The organism is Exiguobacterium sp. s166 (assembly GCF_018618855.1).
Classification (GTDB): Bacteria; Bacillota; Bacilli; order Exiguobacteriales; family Exiguobacteriaceae; genus Exiguobacterium_A.
Genome location: NZ_JACSMU010000007.1, coordinates 72,730 through 96,464 on the forward strand (window position 1 = coordinate 72,730; position 23,735 = coordinate 96,464).

General features: G+C 48.9%; 22 protein-coding genes and 1 riboswitch. Of the genes, 16 read left to right on the forward strand and 6 right to left on the reverse strand.

The features are described from left to right. Nucleotides 1–28 precede the first annotated feature (28 nt). From pta to KNP93_RS13535, 8 genes are all read left to right on the forward strand, one after another. Nucleotides 29–1,015 carry a phosphate acetyltransferase gene (pta, locus tag KNP93_RS13500; RefSeq protein WP_114597171.1) on the forward strand — a complete coding sequence of 329 codons (987 nt, stop codon included), beginning with the start codon at nt 29–31 and terminating at the stop codon, nt 1,013–1,015. Between the two features lie 66 nt (nt 1,016–1,081). Further along, nucleotides 1,082–1,181, forward strand: a riboswitch (purine riboswitch). A gap of 73 nt (nt 1,182–1,254) precedes the next feature. Beyond that, nucleotides 1,255–1,839, forward strand: a complete 585-nt coding sequence (locus KNP93_RS13505; RefSeq protein WP_131973417.1) for a xanthine phosphoribosyltransferase — start codon at nt 1,255–1,257, stop codon at nt 1,837–1,839. Continuing rightward, the gene (locus KNP93_RS13510; protein WP_131973416.1) at nt 1,836–3,143 is read left to right on the forward strand and encodes a nucleobase:cation symporter-2 family protein; all 1,308 of its coding nucleotides are present in this window, start codon (nt 1,836–1,838) and stop codon (nt 3,141–3,143) included. The genes KNP93_RS13505 and KNP93_RS13510 overlap by 4 nt, the downstream gene beginning before the upstream one ends. Nucleotides 3,144–3,366: 223 nt before the next feature. Further along, a complete protein-coding gene (locus KNP93_RS13515) occupies nt 3,367–4,743 on the forward strand; it encodes an amino acid permease (RefSeq protein WP_131973415.1) in 1,377 nt (458 codons plus the stop codon). A gap of 92 nt (nt 4,744–4,835) precedes the next feature. After that, nucleotides 4,836–5,135, forward strand: coding sequence for a rhodanese-like domain-containing protein (locus KNP93_RS13520; protein ID WP_131973414.1), 300 nt, complete (start codon nt 4,836–4,838; stop codon nt 5,133–5,135). A 130-nt stretch (nt 5,136–5,265) separates the two neighbouring features. Further along, nucleotides 5,266–7,245, forward strand: coding sequence for a methyl-accepting chemotaxis protein (locus tag KNP93_RS13525; protein WP_214855756.1), 1,980 nt, complete (start codon nt 5,266–5,268; stop codon nt 7,243–7,245). A gap of 151 nt (nt 7,246–7,396) precedes the next feature. Continuing rightward, complete coding sequence (locus KNP93_RS13530; protein ID WP_214855759.1) at nt 7,397–8,590, forward strand: DUF2157 domain-containing protein; 1,194 nt, start codon at nt 7,397–7,399, stop codon at nt 8,588–8,590. Next, nucleotides 8,587–9,030, forward strand: coding sequence for a GDYXXLXY domain-containing protein (locus KNP93_RS13535; RefSeq protein ID WP_131973411.1), 444 nt, complete (start codon nt 8,587–8,589; stop codon nt 9,028–9,030). The genes KNP93_RS13530 and KNP93_RS13535 overlap by 4 nt, the downstream gene beginning before the upstream one ends. Before the next feature lie 53 nt (nt 9,031–9,083). Here the strand turns inward: KNP93_RS13535 and KNP93_RS13540 are convergent, their stop codons facing one another. The 4 genes from KNP93_RS13540 to folE2 form a co-directional block, all read right to left on the reverse strand. Beyond that, nucleotides 9,084–10,877 (reverse strand): carbon starvation CstA family protein, encoded by a 1,794-nt coding sequence (locus KNP93_RS13540; protein ID WP_131973410.1) that lies wholly within the window; start codon nt 10,875–10,877, stop codon nt 9,084–9,086. A gap of 135 nt (nt 10,878–11,012) precedes the next feature. Continuing rightward, nucleotides 11,013–11,708, reverse strand: a complete 696-nt coding sequence (locus KNP93_RS13545) for a LytR/AlgR family response regulator transcription factor (RefSeq protein ID WP_131973409.1) — start codon at nt 11,706–11,708, stop codon at nt 11,013–11,015. Then, nucleotides 11,689–13,455, reverse strand: a complete 1,767-nt coding sequence (locus KNP93_RS13550; protein ID WP_214855762.1) for a LytS/YhcK type 5TM receptor domain-containing protein — start codon at nt 13,453–13,455, stop codon at nt 11,689–11,691. The genes KNP93_RS13545 and KNP93_RS13550 overlap by 20 nt, the downstream gene beginning before the upstream one ends. 100 nt (nt 13,456–13,555) lie before the next feature. Then, entirely contained in the window at nt 13,556–14,461 is a 906-nt protein-coding gene (folE2, locus tag KNP93_RS13555; protein WP_214855765.1) for a GTP cyclohydrolase FolE2, read from the reverse strand. 312 nt (nt 14,462–14,773) lie between these two features. Here folE2 and KNP93_RS13560 point away from each other — a divergent pair, with 312 nt between their 5' ends. From KNP93_RS13560 to KNP93_RS13595, 8 genes are all read left to right on the forward strand, one after another. Further along, on the forward strand, nt 14,774–15,631 hold the full coding sequence (locus KNP93_RS13560; protein ID WP_131503259.1) for a TerC family protein: 858 nt from the start codon (nt 14,774–14,776) through the stop codon (nt 15,629–15,631). 153 nt (nt 15,632–15,784) lie between these two features. Continuing rightward, nucleotides 15,785–16,540, forward strand: coding sequence for a TerC family protein (locus tag KNP93_RS13565; protein WP_131503260.1), 756 nt, complete (start codon nt 15,785–15,787; stop codon nt 16,538–16,540). A 59-nt stretch (nt 16,541–16,599) separates the two neighbouring features. Then, a complete protein-coding gene (locus KNP93_RS13570; protein WP_131503261.1) occupies nt 16,600–17,733 on the forward strand; it encodes a YfbR-like 5'-deoxynucleotidase in 1,134 nt (377 codons plus the stop codon). A 17-nt stretch (nt 17,734–17,750) separates the two neighbouring features. Next, nucleotides 17,751–18,950 (forward strand): Bcr/CflA family multidrug efflux MFS transporter, encoded by a 1,200-nt coding sequence (locus tag KNP93_RS13575; RefSeq protein ID WP_214855767.1) that lies wholly within the window; start codon nt 17,751–17,753, stop codon nt 18,948–18,950. A 165-nt stretch (nt 18,951–19,115) separates the two neighbouring features. Next, a complete protein-coding gene (locus KNP93_RS13580; protein WP_131503263.1) occupies nt 19,116–19,367 on the forward strand; it encodes a hypothetical protein in 252 nt (83 codons plus the stop codon). Further along, entirely contained in the window at nt 19,357–19,878 is a 522-nt protein-coding gene (locus tag KNP93_RS13585) for an NfeD family protein (RefSeq protein WP_131503264.1), read from the forward strand. The genes KNP93_RS13580 and KNP93_RS13585 overlap by 11 nt, the downstream gene beginning before the upstream one ends. Continuing rightward, the gene (locus tag KNP93_RS13590; RefSeq protein ID WP_131973404.1) at nt 19,875–21,398 is read left to right on the forward strand and encodes a flotillin lipid rafts scaffold protein FloT; all 1,524 of its coding nucleotides are present in this window, start codon (nt 19,875–19,877) and stop codon (nt 21,396–21,398) included. The genes KNP93_RS13585 and KNP93_RS13590 overlap by 4 nt, the downstream gene beginning before the upstream one ends. Then, nucleotides 21,395–21,805, forward strand: a complete 411-nt coding sequence (locus KNP93_RS13595) for a hypothetical protein (protein WP_131973403.1) — start codon at nt 21,395–21,397, stop codon at nt 21,803–21,805. Before KNP93_RS13590 ends, KNP93_RS13595 begins: the two co-directional genes overlap by 4 nt. A 90-nt stretch (nt 21,806–21,895) precedes the next feature. Here the strand turns inward: KNP93_RS13595 and KNP93_RS13600 are convergent, their stop codons facing one another. Further along, nucleotides 21,896–22,744: a DegV family protein gene (locus tag KNP93_RS13600; protein WP_214855769.1), complete on the reverse strand. Its 849-nt coding sequence runs from the start codon at nt 22,742–22,744 to the stop codon at nt 21,896–21,898. 17 nt (nt 22,745–22,761) lie between these two features. Continuing rightward, a complete protein-coding gene (gene lipL / locus KNP93_RS13605) occupies nt 22,762–23,583 on the reverse strand; it encodes an octanoyl-[GcvH]:protein N-octanoyltransferase (RefSeq protein WP_131503267.1) in 822 nt (273 codons plus the stop codon). Nucleotides 23,584–23,735: the final 152 nt, after the last annotated feature.

Here is a 23,735-nt window from a genome sequence, read left to right on the forward strand (position 1 = left end):
CTTATTCGCCACAAAAGGAGCTAATATCATGCAATTATTCGAAATGCTTGAGACAAAAGTCAAAGCCCATCAACCAACGATTGTTTTCCCTGAAGGAATCGATGCCCGTGTTCTTGGTGCAGCTGTACGTTTGAAAAAAGACGGTTTAGTCACACCGATCGTCATCGGACCACGCGGTCAAATCGAAGAGACGGCAGCAGCGAACAACATCGACGTTGCAGATCTCGAAACGATTGATCCTGCTTCATATGAAGGAATCGAAGAACTCGTCGCGTCATTCGTTGAGCGCCGTAAAGGAAAAGCGACGGAAGAGCAGGCACGTGCGCTTATCCTGAAAGACGTCAACACGTTCGGAACGATGCTCGTTCACACAGGAAAAGCAGAAGGTCTTGTTTCGGGTGCGATGCACGCAACAGGTGACACGGTTCGTCCGGCGCTGCAAATCATCAAAATGCAGGAAGGCTATAAAAAGACATCAGGTGTCTTCATCATGGTCCGTGACGATGAGCAGTACGTATTCGCCGACTGTGCAATCAACATCGCACCGGACGCAAACGATTTAGCGGAAAACGCGATTGCTTCTGCGAAAACGGCAAAAACATTCGGCATCGAGCCGAAAGTTGCGTTGCTCAGCTTCTCGACAAAAGGTTCTGCAAAATCACCGGAAACAGAGCGTGTCGTCGAAGCAACACGTCTTGCAAAAGAACGTGCACCGGAACTCGCAATCGACGGAGAATTACAATTTGATGCAGCGTTCGTCCCGAGTGTCGCGAAATCAAAAGCACCAGAATCAGACGTTGCCGGTCAAGCGAACGTCTTCATCTTCCCAAGCCTTGAGTCTGGAAACATCGGCTACAAAATCGCACAACGTCTTGGTGGTTTTGAAGCAATCGGACCGATCCTGCAAGGACTCAACAAACCGGTCAACGATCTGTCACGCGGATGTAACGAAGAAGACGTCTACAAATTGGCGATCATCACGGCAGCGCAAGCGGTTGAAGAACGCCAAGCGTAATCCATTTTCGAAAAAGACTTTACTTTTTCAGTGAACTCCGTAAAATGGAACACATCACGCATCAACGAATAAACGTATAGCAACGCTCGTATAATAGTGGGAATTGGCCCACGAGTCTCTACCGGATCGCCGTAACGATCCGACTACGGGTGGTGAGTTACTGCTCTCTTTTTAGCGTACAGTGGCTGCCCCCGGGTAGCGGCTGTACGTTTTTTTCGTTCAAAAAGGAGAAATCAGTTATGAAACGTTTGGAAGAAATGATTCAACAAGAAGGGTTAGTCTTATCGGATCAGGTATTAAAAGTCGATTCCTTTTTAAACCACCAGGTCGATCCGACCTTAATGTGGGAAATTGCTTATGAATTCATGGATCGGTTCAAGGATGCCGGAATCACACGGATCTTGACGATTGAAGCGGGCGGAATCGCCCCGGCGATGATGACCGCTCTCCGATTAGGGGTTCCGATGGTCTATGCCCGGAAAACCAAGTCGTTGACGTTAAACGAAGGTACGATTTCAGCAGAAGTCTACTCGTTTACGAAACAGCAGACGAGTACGATTACGGTCGCGGAAAAGTATCTGCAGGCAGGAGAACGCGTTCTGATCATCGATGATTTCCTCGCGAACGGGGAAGCGGCATTTGGTTTAGCGAAACTCGTCGAACAGGCAGGAGCAGAAGTTGCAGGTTTCGGCATCGTCATTGAAAAATCATTCCAACCGGGACGTCAAAAGCTGCTGGATGCCGGATTCCGTGTCGAATCGCTTGCCCGGATTAAAAAGTTAGAAGCCGGAGAGGCGACGTTCGTTGACCCGGTGACGGTATGAAGACGTTATCCAACGCCAAAGCGGCGAGCCTTGGTCTGCAACATGTCCTCGCCATGTATACGGGAGCCGCGATTGTCCCGTTGATTGTCGGCAGCGCAATCGGTTTATCAGGGGAAGAACTGGCTTATCTCGTTGCAATTGATTTGTTCATGTGTGGTGTAGCGACGTTGCTGCAAGTTTTCGTGACGAAGTATACGGGTGTCGGTTTACCTGTCGTCCTCGGCTGTACGTTCACAGCTGTCGGTCCGATGATTGCGATTGGCAGTCTGCAAGGCATTACCGCGATTTATGGAGCGCTGATCGCCAGTGGATTAATCATCTTAGTCATTTCCGGTTGGTTCAGCCGGATTGCGATTTTATTTCCACCGGTCGTGCTCGGTTCTGTCGTGACGATCATCGGGATCTCGTTGATTCCGGCTGCCATTAACGATATCGGCGGCGGACAAGGAGCAAAGGATTTTGGTGACATGCGGTACTTGGCACTTGCCGGACTGACCATCGTTTTGATTTTAGTCTTTAACCGTTACGGAACGGTCTTTTCGAAAGCGGCAGCGGTCTTGATTGCCGTCCTGATCGGAACGCTCGTTGCATTCGGTATGGGGATGATTGATTTCAGCCCGGTTGCCGAGGCGTCGTGGTTCCAAATGGTGACACCGTTTTATTTTGGTGTCCCGACCTTTAATGCAACAGCGATTTTGACGATGACACTGGTCGGACTCGTTTCGATGGTCGAGTCGACCGGAGTCTTCTTGACGCTTGGAGAAATCACCGACAAGAAGTTGACGGATCAGGATTTAGCCCGCGGCTACCGCGCGGAAGGGGCAGCGACCATCATCGGCGGAATTTTCAACAGTTTCCCGTATACGACATACAGTCAGAATGTCGGTCTTGTTCAATTGACAGGTGTGAAAACACGAAAAGTCATCATCTTTGCCGGATTCTTTTTGATTGTGCTCGGTTTCCTGCCGAAAGTCGCAACCTTCACGACGCTGATTCCAAAGCCGGTTCTCGGCGGGGCGATGCTCGTCATGTTCGGAACGGTCGCAGCGAGCGGAATCCGGATTTTATCCCGCGTCGATTTTTCCAAAAATGATCATGTCATCACGGTGGCTCTTGCGCTTGGTGTCGGACTCGGTATCAGCATGAATCCGGCGATTGTCGCGTCACTTCCGGATCAAGTCCGTGTCTTAACGGACAGCCCGATCGTTGCCGGATCAGTAACCGCGTTGCTCTTAAACGGTTTATTCCGATTGACGGAAAAGAAAACCACAATGAAAAAATCATCTTTGGCAAAGGTTGAATAAGTTTTGTAACCCTTATGAAAGGAGCAGTCATGTATACTATTCGGTATAGGTGGTTGCTCCTTTTATGTACCGTTACATAAATCAGAATATTTCGAGTATGTGGGATTCGGAGAAAATATCTCTTGAAAACGTTTACAAAACGGACACAATTTCTTTATACTGACAACGTAGCGGTTAGGGGAACTGCTAAGAATCAAACACAGACGGGAAGGACGTCGTACAGATGAAACAACAGACAGAACTGAATCGGGGATTAGAGGAACGTCACATTACACTGATGTCGCTGGGGGCGGCAATCGGTGTCGGATTGTTCTTGGGATCCGCAAAAGCGATTCAATTAGCTGGACCAGGAATACTGATCGGGTACTTAATCGGTGGTCTTATTATCTTCATTATCATGCGGGCTCTTGGGGAACTCGCAGTCCGTGAACCGGTATCAGGCAGCTTTGCCGAGTATGCCCGAAAATATGTCAGCCCGCTCGCCGGTTTCCTGACAGGATGGAATTATTGGTTGCTCTGGATTTTCACATGTATGGCCGAAATTACGGCCGTCGGGATTTATATGCAGGAATGGTTCCCGAATTCGCCCACTTGGATGTGGGCGCTTGGTGCACTGATTTTGATGACGAGCATCAACTTCATTGCCGTTAAGTTTTACGGGGAATTCGAATTCTGGTTTGCATTGATCAAAATTGTTGCCATCGTCGCAATGATCATCCTCGGAACGCTGACGATCGTCATCGGGTTCGGGAACGGCGGTACGCCGGTCGGGATTTCAAATCTTTGGTCGCATGGCGGATTCCTGCCGAACGGGTTCGGCGGTGTTCTACTTGCGATGCAAATGGTCATGTTTGCCTTCTTAGGGATTGAAGTGATCGGGGTCACAGCAGGAGAAGCAAAAAATCCGAAGAAAACGATTCGCAAAGCGGTCAACAATGTCTTCTTACGAATTTTAGTCTTCTACATCGGTGCTCTGTTCGTTATTCTTTCGATTTATCCATGGGATCAAGTCGGACAAAATAACAGCAGTCCATTCGTTTTATTATTTGATTCACTAGGCATTCCGGCCGCTGCCGGAATCATTAATTTCGTGGTCCTGACGGCGGCTTTATCCTCATGTAACTCAGGGATTTTCTCAACAGCCCGGATGATGATGAACTTGTCACAAAATCAGGAAGCACCGAAGCGTTTTGCGAAGATTTCTAAAAACGGTGTGCCGGCACTTGCAACGATCCTTTCTGGCGTTGCGTTGCTGGTCGGTGTCGCACTCAATTACTTCTTGCCGGACGATGTCTTTGCGATCGTCACAAGCATTGCGACATTCGGAGCTGTCTGGACATGGGCGATGATTTTGATTGCTCAGATGCGGGCACGTAAAGTGCACGGATCAGCTGAATTCGCAGTTCCGTTCTTCCCGATTGCGAACTATCTTGCGTTAGCCGCACTCGCGGGTGTCATCGTCCTGATGGCATTTGATGCCGGAACACGGATTGCACTGATTGTCGGACCGCTCTGGTACGTGATTTTGATTGCTGTGTATTATGCACGGGGAATGCATAAGCAAAAGCGTCAACCACTGGATCAGGCATCCGGAGAATAAGAACTGGAGATCAGCTTTGGCTGGTCTCTTTTGTTCTGTTTCGACGTCAGTTTTGCTACACTGGACACAGATACGTCAAAGGAGGAATAATCATGAAAACGATTCATGTCGATGAACTGCAAGAAAAGCTTGAAGCGGGTGAATCTTTACACGTCGTAGATGTCCGGGAACAGGACGAATACGATGCCGGTCATATTCCGAATGTCCGTTTTCTGCCGATGTCTGAAATCGGTGAACGGTATACAGAGTTGCAGGAAGGCGAAACGTACTATCTGATTTGTAAAGCAGGCGGACGAAGTGAAAACGTCGGACGCTTCCTCGAACAGTACGGATATGACATCGTCAACGTCGAAGGCGGCATGATGAACTGGAAAGGCGATCAAGAAGCGTAAGTCATGAAAATTGGAAGCGGATTCCTAAACGGATCCGCTTCTTTTTTTTTATTTTCTGTGAAAAAGTATACATTTTAACCGATAAAGAAACTAGAACAGCGATTATGTAGCGCGAGAAGGAGAGTTGGATATGGAACAGAAGAAAAAACGCACGTTGAGTATTAAACAGAAGTTGATCCTGACATCGATGCTCTTATTATTGATTCCTTCTTTATTGATCGGTTTTGTTTCTTACAGCCAGGCCAAACAAAAAATCACGAATGAAATTCTGCAGTCGGCGCATGCCGGCGTCGACCGGATGAATGATGAAATCATGAATATCATCGATCCGATGCGCCGCGATGTCGCCTTTTTTGCGGACCGAATTGACGGAACATTATACCAATCAGGCAAACAGAATCTCAACTTAAAAGAAAAGATGACCGAATACTTAGATACGCATCCGCAAGCCACTAATATTTATTATGCAACGACGTCAGGCGAGATGACGATTTATCCGGAACAATCGATGCCGGATGATTATGACCCGCGGGAACGCCCCTGGTACAAAGCAGCAGAAGGCGCCAGCGGAAAAGTCGTCATCACGGATCCATACGTCGATGCTGCATCGGGCAAGATGATGGTCACACTCTCGCAAACAGGTGGAAACGGACAGGGTGTCATCGCAATCGACGTCGATGTCGACCGGATTTCAGAAATCGCCCAAAAAATCAAAATCGGAAAAGAAGGTTATGTCACGATTTTGGATTCGAAGAAAAAATTCGTCACCCATCCGACACTCAAACCGGGTGAAACGGCATCCGGCAGTTGGGTTGGATCTCTTTATGCAGGAAAAGAAGGACGCTTCTCTTACTTATTTGAAGATGAAGACAAACAAATGGACTTCATGACGAACGGTCTGACCGGTTGGAAAGTTGCCGGGACATTGTACGATTACGAAATCACGGATGAAACAGCAGGTATTTTATGGACGACATTAGGTGTCATTGCCGGTACGTTCATCCTGGCTGCACTCCTGTTATTCTTTATCCTACGTTCGATCATCAGCCCCTTGAACCGATTGACGAAAAGTGCGGAACGAATCCAGGAAGGAGATTTGACGGAGGAAGTCGTCGTCGAGTCGGATGATGAGATCGGCCAAGTCGCCAAGAGCTTTAATACGATGATTCTGTCACTGCGTGGTATCATCTCAAATCTTGATCAATCCATCGGCCAAGTCGCGGCTTCTTCCGAAGAACTGATGGCGAATGCGGCGCAAACGACGGCAGCCTCAGAACAAATTGCCGGTTCGATTCAAGAAATGGCCGCCGGGGCAGGTCAATCGAAACGACAACTCGACGGTAATGCCGTTTCTCTGCAAGCCATCACATCAGGTGTCATGCGGATTGCCGAGAGCTCAACGAATGTCTCGGAACTGTCGCGCGCAACCGCTTCAGAAGCAGAAGACGGGACAGCAGCTGTCACGAAGAACGTGGAACAGATGAAAGCAATCGATGCATCGGTCGAGAACTTTGGTGAGGTCATCCAGTCGCTCGCGCATCGCTCGAATGAGATTGGCAAGATTGTGGATGTCATCAACGGCATTGCGACCCAAACGAATTTACTTGCCTTGAATGCTGCAATTGAAGCGGCACGGGCAGGGGAAAACGGCAAAGGATTTGCTGTCGTTGCCAGTGAAGTCCGGAAACTTGCAGAACAATCGCAGGAATCGACGAAACAAATTTCCCACCTGATTCAAAACATCAAACAGGAAACGGAACGTTCGGTTTTCTTGATGAAAGAAGTGTCGCATCATACGAAAGCAGGACTCGAAACGACGGAAGATTCAGCCGTTCGATTCAAACAAATCATGTTACGGACGCAAGAGATGACACCGCGGATCGAAGATGTCACGGCAACGGTCGAAGAGATTGCTGCCAACGTCCAGGAAGTCTCGGCATCGGCAACGGAAATCGCCCATATCGCAGATGAAAATTCTGCAGCATCAGAGCGCGTCGCAGCGACGACGGAAGAACAGCTCGGCTCGATGGAAGATATTTCGCAATCGGCAAAAACCTTGTCCGATATGGCGGAAGAATTGCAAGTCCTCGTATCGCGATTCAAAGTATAACCTGCAGACGACCGTCCTCTTTCAGGAACGGTCGTTTTTTTTGAAAAAGACGTTATCTTCGACCGGATTACTGATGAATGTTGCTTGAATAGAATAAGAAACGGGAAAATACTTATATAGCCTGGCAGCTTGTAATCGGGAGGTGTTGGTGATGGCACGACAGACGAAATTAATGGAATGGCAACAGGCTGGTTTGATTGACGCAGAGACGATTCAACGGATTAAAGAGTATGAAGCCCACCGCCAAAAAAAGAAACGTGTTCCGCTGTTGTTGATTGTCGGATTGACATTTGTCGGTTTAGCACTACTCAGTTTTTTAGCCGCCAACTGGCAAGTGATTCCTGTCCTCATTAAAATTGGTTTAGTTTTGATCATCATGGTCAGTTGTTATGTTTTGGCAGATGTATCGGAACGGCGTACCATTTGGAATCCGGTCGCTTTTCGAATTCTTGGATTAATTGCCTTTGCCGGAGCACTCATCGTCACCGTTCAGAGCTTCCATATGTCCATGCAAGGTTCCTTTATTGGTTGGGCCGTCTTTCTCGCTGCACTGGCTCATTTCTTTACGTGGCGTCATCCGGCCTATGCCATTCTCGCATTCATCTCGGGTTTGAATATGTTTACCGGAGTTGGCGGATTCGGAAGTGAGCACGCCACGTTCCTCGACTGGACATCGATTGTCTTCGTCGTGATCGTTTCGCTTGCCTGGTTTTATTTCAGCCAGTCCTTCCCGTCGCTCATTCTTAGTTGGTTATTTCTTTATGTATCGGGACTTGAGTTGTTTGCACTTGTCTCTTACGACGGTGTCCTTTGGCCGATTTGGACCTTGTTCGCGCTTGTCCCGCTGTTACTCGTCGTCAAACAGGAAGAGGACCGTCATTTTTTATACAACCTCTATTTAATCGTCGCCGCAATCAATTCACTGATCTATTTAACAGTCCGTGCGGAAACAACGGACTCTGTCATTCCTTTAGGAGAAGCCATCGCACTTGCCGTTTTTGGTCTCGCAGTCGGTTATTTGATTTATCAAAGATTCCGTCCGCTTCTTTGGATTTTGCCGCTCGGTTTGTTCGGATTCCTTTGGTTTGACGAACAAGCCATCTTGATTGCTGCGCTCGTCGAAATCATTGCCTTTGTCTATTTGATTGTGCAGGAGCGCCAAGGTCGTCGCCTGACGATTCCATTCGTTTACTTCATCGCCGTCCAACTGACGATTTATTTCATCTATGCCTGGGATCGCCTCGATATGTCGTTATTCTTCCTTGTCGGTGCATTGCTCGTCTTCCTGATTGCCGGTGTCTTGTGGTGGATTCGAAAACGTCATGAAGGAGGGGTTCCGTCATGAAACGGTATCTGTTTCCAGTCCTGCAAATTATCGTTGTCCTCGGTGTGATCCTCAGTTTTTATTCCATTTCCTGGTTCGGTGACAGCTATCGTTTTCGGGCCGAACCGTATGATCCGTTTAGCCCGGTCTACGGTGAATATGTCATGTTGCAGTATCCTGACTTGAAGCCGGCGGATTCCGTTAAAAAAGGATTGGTCTACGTTACGTTTACGACGGATTCTGATGGTTATGCCAAGATTGACCGTATCTCGAATGAACGCTTTTTTGGTTCAGTTGCCGGAGATTATTATGACAAATACGTCACGATTCCCCAATTGAACCAGTATTATGTGGAGCAGGGAACAGGAAAAGGATACGAAGATGAAAAAAAATTAGTGGTCAAAGCCGATGTCTCGCCATGGGGTACGGTTCGGGCAACTGATTTGGGTGTTCGTAAATAAAAAAACCGCTTGGATGGATACACGAAATCCGTGTACAATCCAAGCGGTTTTGATTAAGCTGATTTTTTCACTTTTTCCCAACGCGGTGAATTGAGCAATTCAATCCATTTCCGCACAGCTGAAATCGTGATGACAATCGCTAAAACGCCCATCGTGACCGACAGGATCGTATTCAGAATACTGAAGCCGGCAGAGGCCGGGTTTGCATAGACATTGGCGACCATCCAGATGTCAGCGAACGTGACCGTTACGAGCAGGTAGACAAGTGGAATGAATGTCGTTAACGCATAGACTTTTTTATCGGCAATTTTCAGGATAATCGTTGTTCCGATGATCAAGCCGATCGAAGCCATCAACTGATTCGAGACACCGAATAAGGCCCAAATCGAACCGATATCGCCGGAGAAGAGCAGGTACCCCCAGAAGAACGTTCCAAGCGCACTGGCAAAAATGGCACCCGGAATCCAGTCAACACGTTTCAATGGTTTGTAAAATTCACCGAAGAAATCTTGAATCAGGTAGCGGGCTACACGTGTTCCGGCATCGATCGCTGTCAGGATGAAGACTGCTTCGAAGAGAATGACGAATTGGAAGAAGAAGCCGGCAATTTCACGGAACCAGGGAATGGCCCGGAAGATAAACGTCATACCGACGGCCAGCGAAACAGCTCCACCAGTCCGCCCGGCGAGATCGAGACCGATTTCCCGTGACAATTCATCGAGATAGACCGTACTCATCCCGAGTGTTGCAAAGACTTCCGGTGTTGAGTTGATGGCGAAGTAATCACCGACTTCAAGGGAAGTCGCGGCAATCAAAGCCATGACAGCGACGAGACACTCAACAAGCATCGCACCGAAGGCGACCGGTTTGATATCGCTCCACCGATTGATCATCTTTGGTGTCGTTCCGGAACCGACGAAGGCGTGGAAGCCGGAAATCGCACCACAGGCAATCGTGATGGAGATGAACGGCCAGACCGGACCGGCAATGATGGGACCGCCACCGTTGACAAATTTCGTGAAAGCCGGGAAGCGGATGTCCGGGTTGATGATGAAGACACCGACGATCAAGGCCAGGAAGACACCGATTTTCATAAAACTGGATAAGTAATCACGCGGTGCAAGCAACAACCAGACCGGCAGTGCTGCAGCGAAGAAGGCATAAATCGGTAACGCAATCGCGAGTTGACGTGACGACAGGTCGAACCATGTTCCGATGAACGTGTCAGTCAACTGGGGACCGAAACCAATCGCAGCAAGAATTAATAGGAAACCGACGACTGAAGCCAAGGCGAGGTTGCCGCCTTTTCGTAAGTAGATGCCGACACCCATTGCAATCGGAATGGTCGAGAAGACAGCGAATGTTCCCCATGGATTGTGCTCAAGGGCATGCAGGACGACCATTGATAAGCCGGCCATCGTGATTGTGATGATGAATAGCATCGCAAGACCGGCACAAAAACCGGCGACAGGTCCAAGCTCTTTTTTAGCGACTTCCGATAACGACTGTCCATCTTGACGCATCGAAGCGAACAAGACGACCATATCGTGGACGGCGCCACCGATGACGGCACCAATCAAGAGCCATAACAGTCCCGGTAAGTAGCCGAACTGGGCAGCAAGTACAGGACCGACGAGCGGACCGGCAGCGGCGATTGCTGCGAAGTGGTGACCGAACGACACCCATTTGTTGGTCGGGACATAATCTTTTCCATCCGCAAACTTATGGGCCGGTGTTTCCCGGTCCTCTTTGATTTTTAAGACTTTGACAGCCATGAATGTGCCATAAAGACGATAAACGATCAATAAAATACAAATGACGGCAATAACAATTGGTGTAGCACTCATGTATGAACCTCCTCATAAACTGGTATGAGAAAAGTGTACTTGATTTGGAAGCGCTTTCTTTCGTTAAGCGGATGAACTGTTCGTTTTGACCGATGACATGTCGAAAAAGAAGGATGAACGGAAAAAAGAAAACCCTCAGATACCGAGAGCTTCCTTCAAGACTTTGACATACGTCCGACTGACAGGTACATCAATCTGTTGGATCTTGATCGTATAGGCACCATTGAACCAGGGTTCGATCGCTTCGATGGCAGCCAGGTTGACGAGATAGGAGCGGTGGACCCGCAGAAAACGGTGATCCGATAATTTTCGTTCAAGTTCCTGTAACGTATCATTTGACGGATAGGATTCGGAACGGGTCACGATTTTTGTTTTTCCGCTTTCAGCGACGATATAGTCGACATCCTGCGGGGAAAGCAATTTTAACTGCTCTCCGGATTCGACGGCCAATCGTTCGATCCGCGGTGTTTTCAGCGCCGGTTTTCGCATGATTTTTTCAATCGCCCGAATAATCCGTGACGGATCATACGGTTTTAAGATGTAATCGTAAGCGTTCAGTTCGAACGCTTCGAGGGCATGGGCATCATAAGCCGTCACAAATAAAATCGCCGGCGGATGCGGCATCGATTGCAAACGTTTGGCGACGTCAAGCCCGCTCCCGTCAATCAGTTCGATATCTAAAAACACGAGATCCGGTTGCAACGTCCGAACGAGTTGTTCAGCCTCACCGACGTGTCCTGTCTCGGCGATGACTTCGAGTCCGGCCCGGACGACATGATACCGTAGTTCATCGCGGGCAAGTGGTTCATCTTCAATTAAGATCGTGCGCATGCGGCGCCTCCTTTCCTGTTTCGATCGGCAGATGGATGGTAATGGTCGTACCTTCTCCAGGTTGACTGGTCAATCGGAAAGAACCGTTTTCGGCATACAGGCTTTTGATTCGTTCCGCAGTATTGAACAGGGCGGTCCCGGTGCCACGCGATTCGATGACTTCCCGGCCGAGGCGTGTGAGTTGCTCCGCTTCAATCCCGCGTCCATTATCGACGACTTCCAATACCAATTGATCGGCGGTCAACCAGGCAGTGACACCGACATATCCGGTTTGTCCGGGACTGAACGCATGTTGGAAGGCGTTTTCGATTAACGGTTGGAGAATAAACGGAGGAACGAGTAGTTGTTCTGTGCCTTCCTCTAAATCAATATCAACGAACGGACGGCTGGGAAAACGGGCAGCTTCAAGCGAGATGTAGGCTTCGATATGTTCCAGTTCCTTTTGCAATGGAATTTTCGTCGAGCGGGCGCCTTGCAGATTGCTGCGGAAAAAGGTCGACAGTTCCAGCAGTAATGTCCGGGCCTGTTCAACATCTGTCCGGCACGACGCATAAATCGTATTGATGGCATTAAACAAAAAGTGCGGATGAATTTGCGCTTCGAGTGCGCGGATTTCGGCATCCTTTAATAAACCGGCTTGCCGTTCCGCTTTGCCGAGAGCGAGTTGGGTCGAAAAGAGCTTCGCCAGTCCTTCGATCAATTCGACTTCGACCGCATCGAGTAATTCAGGGTGAGGATAATAAACCTTCAATGTCCCGATCGTCGTTTCACCGATCGTCAACGGCGCGATGATTCCGGCTTGTAACGGGCAGTCTGCTTTCGGACAGCCAATCTCATCCTGATCAGTGACGAGGCGGAGTTGTCCGTCTGTCAGGACATGTTCCGTCGGACGGGTCGTCCAGTGCCCGCCGGATCGATGGTGGTCACTGCCGACGCCGATATGTGCCAAAATAACCGATTGATCGGTCAAGGAGACGGCATCGGCGCGTGTTTGTTGTAACAAGATATCGGCAACGGCTTCAGCCGTTTGGATATTTAAGCCGCGTGTCAAATACGGTAAGGTCAAATCCGCAATATGCAGGGAGCGTTCCGCTTCACGGGCCCGGACATGCTCTTCTTCCCGCGCTGCGAGACGGATGATTGATAAGAACAGCCATACTCCAAGGACATTGACGACGGTCATCGGAAGAAAGATGAACTGGACCAGTTCGAGGGCAGCTGGAAACGGATCGGACAACAGAAGAATTAAAGACATTTCGAAAACCATTAAAAAGCCGGTCAGACAAATCGGTAATAACGCTTGGCTGCCGAGACGATCGCGCCAGTAAGGACGGAGTAAGCCACTGACACCTCCTGCGACGACAGTCGATAAAGCACAAGCAAAGGCGGTAAAACCACCGAGTGTATAACGATGAACACCGACGAGCAGACCGGTGATCGTGCCGCCGAGTGGACCGGCGAGCAATCCACTGATGACGACAATCATCGTCCGTGTATTCGCAATAGCCGATGTACCATCGACCTGTTCGAGCCAGGTGTGCGGTAAAAACTTGGCCAAATCGACTTTGACACCGGTGTAGTTACTCAAAATCCCGTATGTGGCGAAAAACAGAATCAACAACCCGAACTGCCAGCCGGCTTCAGGCTGTTTCAGTAAACGCCTTGTCGGTCCCCACTGGGCGAGGATGAACGCTAAAATGATCATGATTCCGAGTCGTTCCAGTAAAAAGGGTATGAGTTCAAACATGACATCCCTCCATTCGTCCTAAGTGTAAACGTTACCGAAAAGGAGGACAACGAAAAAAAACTCCAACCGATCCGAGGATTGGTTGGAGTTTCCTTATAGATTACTGTGCATCTTTATCAAAGGTGATGCGTGCAATCGCATCATGCTGGTGAATCGTTTCTTCGTTGCGGCATTCGACGAAGAACGACGCGATGGCATCCATTTCGTAAAGATCAGCGGCGATTAGGCGCACCATATCTTCGACAAAACGTGGGTTTTCATAGGCCATCTCTGTGACACGTTTTTCATCCGGACGTTTCAGGACCGGGTGCAGAGGTGCTGATGCATTGGATTCCGCTGCATCAAGAAGTTCTTGTTTCCAGTTGAAATCATCGGCTTCATCGCGTAATGAAGCTTCCATTGTCACGTAACCGCGTTGGTTATGTGCACTGTATTCGCTGATTTCTTTTGAACATGGGCAGAGTGTCGTGACGTTGATTGTCAGACCGACTGATAAAGTTGCTTCGTTTGTTTCTGTGTTGACGCTGACCGTCTGCCAGACTTCCGCGTTCATCAATCCGCTGAGTCCTGTTGCCGGCGCTTTGCGTGTGAAGAACCATGGGTAACGGATTGTCAGTTGTCCTTCGGATTGTTCCATGCGCTCCGCCAGTTCGCGGGCGAACTGGATGAGTGATTCGTTTGTGACGACCCAACCTTCGTTGTGGTACTGATCCAGTTGTTCCGTCAAACGGCTCATATTGATCCCTTTACGGTCCTGGACAAGTGAAGTCGAAAGTTCAAATGTCGCAATCGTTGCTTGTGTTGTTTCGCCGTCTTGGATGACGACAGGATGTTTGACGTTTGAAATTCCTACAGCATCGAGTGCGAATAGGAAATTCTTCGGTGTATTTTGCAAGTCGATCATTTTATCTTTTTCAGTCGGCTTTGTCCCTTTAATAGGAGGAACAGAACCAAACAGCTTGTGGCGCTCTTCTTTGGTTGGCAGTGTAACCGGGTAGGTAGACATTCATATCGGCCCCTTTGTCCTTTTGTAGTAATGCAAGTAGTAATAACATGACAGGAATGCTAGAGACGAGCAAGTCTGATGATTCCGTGAATGTGTTGTCGCGACGTATCGTTGCTATGAATTTTATCACGAACCTTCCTAAAAACAAAACTTACAAGGCTCGGAAGAAACAGTTTGCTTATTTTCAGGTATAACTTGCTTGCAATCGGGTATATTATCCTATAGTATATGTTCATATGAACGCATAAACGATGTGTCTAATGAAAACTTGATTTTCAATTTAAAATCATAACTTAGGAAGGAATGAAGTAGATGGATTGGCAGTTAGTACTTCAATATGCCTGGGTTGTCCTCGTCTTAATCGCGTTAGAAGGACTCCTTTCGGCAGATAACGCACTTGTCTTGGCCGTCATGGTAAAACATTTACCGGGCGAGCAGCAGAAAAAGGCTTTATTTTATGGATTAGCAGGAGCATTCGTTCTTCGATTTGCAGCATTGTTCGCAATCTCATTCCTCGTCGATATTTGGCAGATCCAAGCACTTGGTGCCGCCTACCTGTTAATCATGGGACTCCGGCATATTTATAAGACGATCAAAGCCCGGCGAATCGGTGAGAATCATGGGGCGGAAAATGAACTCGACGCAGAACCGAAATCAGATGAGCCGGTTTCTAAAGCCGAGTTCTGGAAAACAGTCGCGAAGATTGAATTCGCCGACCTCGCGTTTGCCGTCGATTCAATTTTGGCAGCCGTCGCACTTGCCGTTGCGCTCCCGAACTGGGGAACAGGTGAAATTGGTGGCTTGAACACCGGTCACTTCGTCGTCATTTTGACAGGTGGACTGATGGGTGTCGTCCTGATGCGTTTTGCAGCCCGCGTCTTCGTTAAGTTACTGGGGGAACGTCCGGGTCTTGAAACAGCAGCATTCGCCATCGTTGCCTGGGTCGGTGTAAAACTTGCGGTCCTCGCACTCGAACACCCTAAATACCATGCATCAATCGAAGGTACGATTTTCGAAGCATGGAAACTTCCGGAAGGATTCGCCCACAGCACACCGTGGCAAATCTTCTTCTGGACAGTCATGGTCGGTCTCGCACTCTGGGGTTGGTTCTCTTCTCCGAAGACGAAATCAAATCCGGATGCTGAAAAGAAAGTCGAAAAAAATCTGTAATTTCAATTAGGCTCTCCTTCAAGGGGAGTCTTTTTTTGTCTACTAATCCGGAAGAGCAGATAAAAAGAACCGTCAGATTTAAGTCTTGAGTCTTTTGCTTTTAGGTAAGCGGCCTTATAATAAACTTACTGAACAAAAAGGGGATTCGTTTTTATGGATATTGGATTAATTACACAGTATGCGACGGTTGGGCTTGTTTTAATCATTTTACAAGGTCTGCTGTCAGCTGATAACGCCATGGTCATGGCTGTTCTCGTGCGTCCGTTGCCGGACGATCAACGAAAAAAGGCATTGTTTTATGGATTGATCGGAGCACTTGTTTTACGCTTCGTTGCGATTTTCTTCGCGTCTTACCTGGCGACGATTTGGGAGCTTCAGGCACTCGGCGCCATTTATTTGTTCTATGTTGCCTTCAAAGGGATTATCGAAGCACGTTCAAACAAACATCAGGTTCCCGATGCAATGGCGTCACAAAAAGCGTCGCCGAACTTTTGGTGGACGGTTGTCAAAGTCGAGTTCTCGGATTTAGCGTTCGCGGTCGACTCGACGCTCGCAGCTGTTGCGATGGCGACGACGTTACCAATGATCGGCGGAACAATCGGCGGCTTGAACACAGGACAATTCTGGGTTGTCTTCTTCAGCGGAATCATTGGACTTGTCATCATGCGTTACTTCGCCAGCTGGTTTGTCGTCTTATTACAAAAACGGCCGGGAATCGAAGAAGCTGCCTTTTGGCTTGTTGCGTGGGTCGGGGTCAAGCTTGTCGTCATGACACTGGCGCATCCGTCGATTCATGTCTTACCGCATGAATTCCCGGAAAGTACGCTTTGGCAATCGATTTTCTGGATTGTACTCGTCTTGATTTTAGTGTTAGGTTGGTTTAGAAGTGGTACGAAAACAGACGAATAATAATTAGAAACGGACAGGGTCATCATTCCTCTGTCCGTTTTTTATGAGGAGAGATGACGATGCAAAACGGTAATTTTATTCGCATGTTGACACGGATGCAGAATGTCCCGCGTTGGGACGAATATGCCCCTCGCTTTCCGGATAATGCGGCGAGTCACAGCTTTCGTGTCGCTTTATTCAGTTTGATGGCGAGTTATATTGAAGAAGAGGTAGCAGATACTAAATACGATCGATTGACGTTGCTTGGAAAATCCTTGTTCCACGATATGAACGAGGTCATCACGGGACCGATTAAACACCGGACAAAAAAAGAACCGACGTTGCATGCCCACATCCAGGCGATGGAGCGCCAGGCGAGTGAAAAACTCGTTGCGTTGCTGTCGAAGTCCCTTCAACCGGATTTCACGAATTATCTGGTGTTTGCAGAAGATGACTCAACAGAAGGAAAGCTGGTCGAAGCAATCGACACGTTTGATGCGATGCTGTTTGCGAAACGGGAAGCAGAAGTGACGGGATCGACGTTTTTCCTCGACAAGGCGAATGAACTCAAAGAGGCACTATCGGTTCATCCGTTGTTTTCAATTCGGACGTTGACGGAGTCAGTTTGGGCAGAGGATGACATGTCACGTTTCATTGACAACGTCTTGATGATGGATACGATTCGGCGCTGGAAAGGACGATTCAATACGATTGACGACAATGATGCGACACATGCGTTCCGTGCGGCATCACTCGGTTTGTTCAACGGATTGATTGAGTCCAAAAAATACGGTGTGAAGATCAATACGGCAGAAGTCGTTTCGCGTCTGTTGTGTCATGACCTGGTCGAAGGGACAACAGGCGATGTCCTCGGACCTGTCAAACATGCGACCCCGGTCACGGCAGCAGCTTTTGAAGCGTATGAACGGACGGAAGGCGAAGCGTTGATCAATTTGTTGCCGTCCTCGATGCGAAAGGAATTTCACCGGTTCGTCGTCGAAGCAAAAGATGATACGTACGAAGGACAGATGGTTGATGTCGTCGATAAGCTCGATGCGTTGATCAAGATGAACATGGAACGAAAATTGAATGGTGTGGAATATGAGACCGGTTACCGGGCCCAGTTGAAGAAAGTCCAAACGGCCTATGAAAATCCATCCGTCGTCTTCTTTTTAGCTTATGTCTTACACGATTTAGACTACGTGACATCTTAATAGGAAGGAGGAAAATCATGACGAACACTTCACCGATTCAAACCAAACGATTGACCCTAATCCTGATTTTAGGATCACTCGCCGCACTCGGTCCACTTTCGATTGACATGTATTTACCGGCATTTCCGGACATGTCGCGTTCATTTGGCGCCAGTGCTTCCTCGATTCAACTCAGCTTGACCGCCTGTATGCTCGGGATGGCAATCGGGCAGATCATCGTCGGTCCGCTCAGTGATGTCCGGGGACGAAAACGTCCGTTGATATTGGCCTTATTTGCCTATTTACTGGCATCGCTCGCCTGTGCCTTTGCGCCGACGATTGAAGTTTTGATTGCTTTACGTTTCGTTCAAGGAGCAGCCGGTGCATCCGGAATCGTCATCTCGCGGGCGATCGTCCGGGATTTGTTCGAAGGGCCAGAATTGACGAAGTTTTTTGCGGCGTTATCACTGGTCAACGGAACGGCACCGATTTTGGCGCCGATCATCGGGGGCCAAATTTTGCGGTTCGGCGACTGGCGCGTCGTATTTTATCTGCTTGCCATCTTAAGTACGTTGATGCTGATTGCAGTCGCGTTCCGGTTGCCGGAAACACTTCCGGTTCATCACCGGGTCGAAGGGAATTTGAAGACGACCTTCGGGACGTTTGGACGCTTGCTGTCAGACCGGACCTTCATCGGGTATGCCTTTGCCCAAGCGTTTGCGATGGGTGCGATGTTTGCGTATATCTCCGGTTCCCCGTTCGTTTTACAAAACATCTACGGGGCGAGTCCGCAACAATTCAGTTTTCTGTTCGGTCTGAACGGGATCGGAATCATTCTGGCTGCCCAAACGGCCGGACGGTTGGCCGGGCGCGTCGACAGTGAGAAAATGATGCGGATCGCCTTGACGGTCGTCGCCTTAGCCGGGATCTGTCTGTTTCTTGCGCTGACGTTATCCGACTCCTTGATTCTCGTTATGATTCCGTTGTTCTTCGTCGTTTCGAGTGTCGGGATGATTTCGACGCTCGGTTTTACCTTGGCGATGCAAAACTACGGTTCGACGGCCGGAAGTGCTTCGGCATTGCTTGGTCTGTTGCCAATGCTTGTCGGCTCACTCGTCTCGCCACTCGTTGGCGTGATGGGGGAAGATTCGGCGTTGCCGATGGGCTTGATCATCATGACACTTGATTGTCTGGCATTGCTCGTGTATACCTTACTGATTGTGCGCAGAAATCAATAAAAAGATGCATTCAATGAAGCCGATTCCTTTTTGAGGAAATCGGTTTTTTTGTTGAAGACTGTATTGGAAGAAATGCTGTCAGAAAAAATCAGTGGATTTTGAAACTATTTCCAAAAATAAACCGTAAATAAAGAGGAGCTCAGCAAAGAAGAGAGGAGCAGGCGGATGAAAAAACGATCTCTTTCGGATACACGGCCGGTATCTGAACCGAAGAATCAGAGGACACTGGAGAGTTTATTGGCGCGGCATTACGCGGCACAAAAAAAGTATGCCCGCAGATGTCAGGAAGCAGACAGTCCACGGGAAAAAGAATTAGCCGAATTGTTATATGAAGAAAATCGTCATGCGTACCTTCAAGCTTACCGGCAACTGTACGGATCGAATCCGTTTATCGAGGTGACCGAAGATGGACGTTAGTACGCTTTATCTGTATGCCCTTGCCGCTGCGGCCTGTGGTGTTTTACTGTCTGTCGTTTTTTCAGACTTGATTCCCGGTATTGATCAAATCTTTCATCCGACGTTAATCCTGTCCTTTGTCATTTTGACATCTGCTTTTGGATTTGGACTCGAGCATCTGACGTCACTTGGTTCGCTCGTTATTTTGCTGATCAGTGCCGGTATCAGTCTCATCTTGACGTCTTTGTTGCATTTATTCATTTTTGTACCGCTTGCGAAAGCGGAGCAATCCATCAGTTTTTCGGAACAGACGCTTGAAGGACGCAGTGCCATCGTCATCCTCCCGATTCCGGAGGACGGCTACGGTGAAATTCTCGTCGATGATGTGTCAGGACGGATTGCCAAATCCGCCGTTCTTTTTGAAGGTCCGGCTCTGGCACAAGGAACAAAAGTCATCATCATTGAAATTAAACAAGGCGTGGCGCATGTCATGACCTATCCTACGCAGTGGAAAGAGGAGATGTTTTCATGAATCCGATTATTATTGTAGCAATCATAGCCGGCGCACTGATTTTAGCGCTGATCGCCTTATTCGTCACAAAGTACCGCACAGTCGGACCGGAAGAAGCGTTGATCGTGTCCGGGAGTTATCTCGGGAACAGTCCGACCGTCAACACTGATGAATCCGGCAACCGGGTCAAAATCATCCGTGGCGGCGGAGCGTTTATCTTACCTGTCTTTCAACAAGCATCCCCGCTCAGTCTGCTGTCGAGCAAGCTCGAAGTGACGACACCGGAAGTCTATACAGAGCAGGGTGTTCCGGTCATGGCAGACGGGACAGCAATCATCAAAATCGGCAGCTCGATTTCTGAAATCGCGACGGCAGCCGAACAATTCCTCGGTAAATCAAAAGAAGACCGGGAAGGCGAAGCACGGGAAGTCCTTGAAGGGCACCTGCGCTCGATTCTTGGTTCGATGACAGTCGAAGAAATTTACAAAAACCGTGATAAATTCTCACAGGAAGTGCAACGTGTCGCGTCACAGGATTTAGCGAAAATGGGACTGATCATCGTCTCGTTCACGATCAAAGACGTCCGCGATAAAAACGGTTATTTGGAATCACTCGGGAAACCGCGGATTGCCCAGGTCCGCCGCGATGCCGATATCGCAACAGCCGACGCAGAAAAAGAAACACGGATCAAGCGGGCGGAAGCCTCAAAAGATGCGAAAAAAGCTGAACTCGAACGGGCAACGGAAATTGCGGAAGCGGAAAAAGAAAATCAACTGAAGATGGCAGATTACCGCCGCGAGCAGGATATCGCAAAAGCGAAAGCCGACCAGGCGTATGATCTTGAAAATGCACGCGCCCAGCAGGAAGTCACGGAACAACAGATGCAAATTAAAATCATCGAACGTCAGAAACAAATTGAGCTCGAAGAACGCGAGATTCTTCGTCGTGAGAAACAATACGATGCGGAAGTCAAAAAACGGGCGGACGCTGACCGTTATTCCATTGAGCAGGCGGCCCAGGCCGACCGGGCGAAACAATATGCGGAAGCTGATGCGACGAAGTACCGGATTGAAGCCTCTGCCAAAGCCGACGCCGAACGGATTCGTCTCGATGGTCTGGCGAAAGCGGAAGCCGAACGGGCGCAAGGGGAGACAGAAGCCGATATCATCCGTCTGAAGGGTCTCGCGGAAGCGGAAGCGAAAGAAAAGATCGCTCAAGCGTTCGAACAGTTCGGACAAGCGGCGATTCTCGACATGGTTGTCCGGATGATGCCGGAATATGCGAAACAGGTCGCAGCACCACTCGGCAACATCGACAAGATTACAGTCGTCGATACAGGGAGCGGCGAAGGCGGCGGAGCAAACCGGGTGACCGGATACGCAACCGACTTGATGGCGTCATTGCAGGAGACACTAAAAGCGTCATCCGGCATCGATGTCAAAGACTTGATTGAAAACTTCTCGGGTAAAGGAACGGCGAAACCATTGACGGTCAACTTGAATCAAGGGGAACCGGTGACGTCGGGAACGAAGTCTGAATGAAACCGAACGTTGTCTTGACAGCGTTGCTTTTACTGGTCGCGGTGAATCTTGTTTTCCCGCTTTCGACACTCGTCCTTGTAGCGCTCGGTGTGGCGTTCGGGCTGTATAAAGGCTATACATCAGAGGGCGGGTTTAACTCAATCTTTAATGTAAAACGTGTCTCGTACTCGCTCCGCCATCCGCTGACGCGCGCGGAAGCAGCGGCGGCCGGTCTGTTCGGTCTGTTGACGACAGATATCCCTTACTGGTGGAATGAAATCCGGTCGGGGTTATCGCTTCAAGGCGTTGGTTATTTATTATTTGAATGGGTGACATTGCTCTTGTTTGTGTATGTCATGTTCCGCTTTTTGTTGCTCGGACTTTTTGAGCCGGGAAAAGAACGGACTCCAACAGGACTAACCGAATAAAACGATTGTACCAGGTAACAAAAAATCCGAATGCTCCCATCCCTCTGTCAATAAGAAGAGGTGGGGACATTCGGATTTTTTAATGATGAATCAGGCCGGTAAATCATAACCGATGACGATTAATCCGGGACCGGTGTGAGAACCGATCGCGGCTCCAGCGACTGTGATCAGGATTTCACTCGGTGAGAATTGGGATTCAATCAACTGTTTCAGTTGTTCCGCCCGTTCGATTGAATCGCCATGACCGATGATTATCCGGTGTCCATCAATGGATGGACGTGCTTCTTCCATCCATTCGACAATCCGGTTCATGACTTTTTTCTGACCGCGGATCTTTTCTTTTGGAATCAGTTTCCCGTCTTCGACCGTCAAAAGTGGAAGAATCGACAGTAAACCACCGATGAAAGCACTGGCCCGCGAAACACGGCCGCCCCGCATCAGGTATTCGAGCGATTCGACAGTAAACAAATGACGGACGGTATTGATTTTTTGTTCGGCATACGCTTTTGTTTCCTCAAACGAATGGGTTTTCGCAAATTCAGCGACATCTAACACGAACAGTCCTTGACCGGTCGAGGCTGTTTTCGTGTTGATGATGGCATAGGGGACATCCGGATACGTTTCAGCAAGTTCTGCTGCGAGCATCGTTGCGGTTTGATACGTACCGGATAGTTCGCTTGAGAAAGCCAGATAGATGAACGATTCACCTTGTTTAAAGTGTTCTGTAAAGACTTCGACCATCCGTGACACTTCTACTTGAAACGTCTTTGGTGCCGCCCCGTTCCGCATTTTTTCATATAATTCGACCGGTGAAATCGATTCGCCGTCGAAAAATGTCTCTTCGTCAATCAACACGCCGAACGGCATGACGGTGAAGCCGTAAGCGTCTAGTAATTCTTTAGGTGCATCAGCACCGCTGTCAGTAATAAAACGTACCATGTTCGTTCTCTCCTTTATCAACCTAGGACTTTTTCATTTCGATCCAACATCCGACCCAGGTTTACACCGAAGCGTTCGTTCTCGACCTCGCTCAAGACGGACGGCGTGAGTGTCGCGCCAAGTTCCATTAAGGAGCGGTAAACACGTACCAAGCAGTCTTCGACCGTGAAGGGGAGTTGCAACAGCTCTTCCAAAGAGGCCATTGTTTCGGGAACGACTGTCGGATACACGAACTTGGTCGCTTCTCCTTGTAGGGCGGCAGCATAAAAATCACGGACAAGTTGCGCCCGGGCACTGCCACTGCCGTTCACGCAGAGGTAAATTTGAACCGCGACGCCTCCGCGGACACGCCGCTGTGAAATACCGGCGAACTTTTTGCCGGCAATCGATAAATCATAGGATCCGGGGCAATATGATCCGACGACCTCACCGGCGACGATGGCATCGGTTTCTTCGGCGAACATCTGCCGGACAAGGGCGAGCATTGCTTCATAGCCGCTGTCGATATCGATTCCACCGCGTTCCGGGAGGACAAGCGAGATGTTCAGGACACCGGCATCGAGCACGACGGCCAGCCCGCCGGAATTGCGGATGACCGGTTGAAAACCATGAGCGTGTAAGACGTCGATTCCATCATCGAGATGAGGGAGACGCGCATCTTGAATCCCAAGGACAACCGTTTCATGGTGGACCCAGGAGCGGATGGCGGCACCCTCTGTAGCGACGGAGGCGCACAATGTATCGTCCATCGCAAACGATTGTGTGGCATGAAAGGTGTTTCCGAGTGACGTTTGATCAAAAATACGATAATGTTCTTGTTTTAAGAGTTCGATTCCCATAGGCTCGTTCCTTTTTTTCTAGATTTGCGACATTATTATAGCATACGGCAGTGTAAACTTTTTAATAAGAAGCCAGTGAAGCAACAGGAACGGACCGTTTCAAACCGAACTATGAACTATACCGATCGAGAACGAGCTACTAAAGGAGAGAG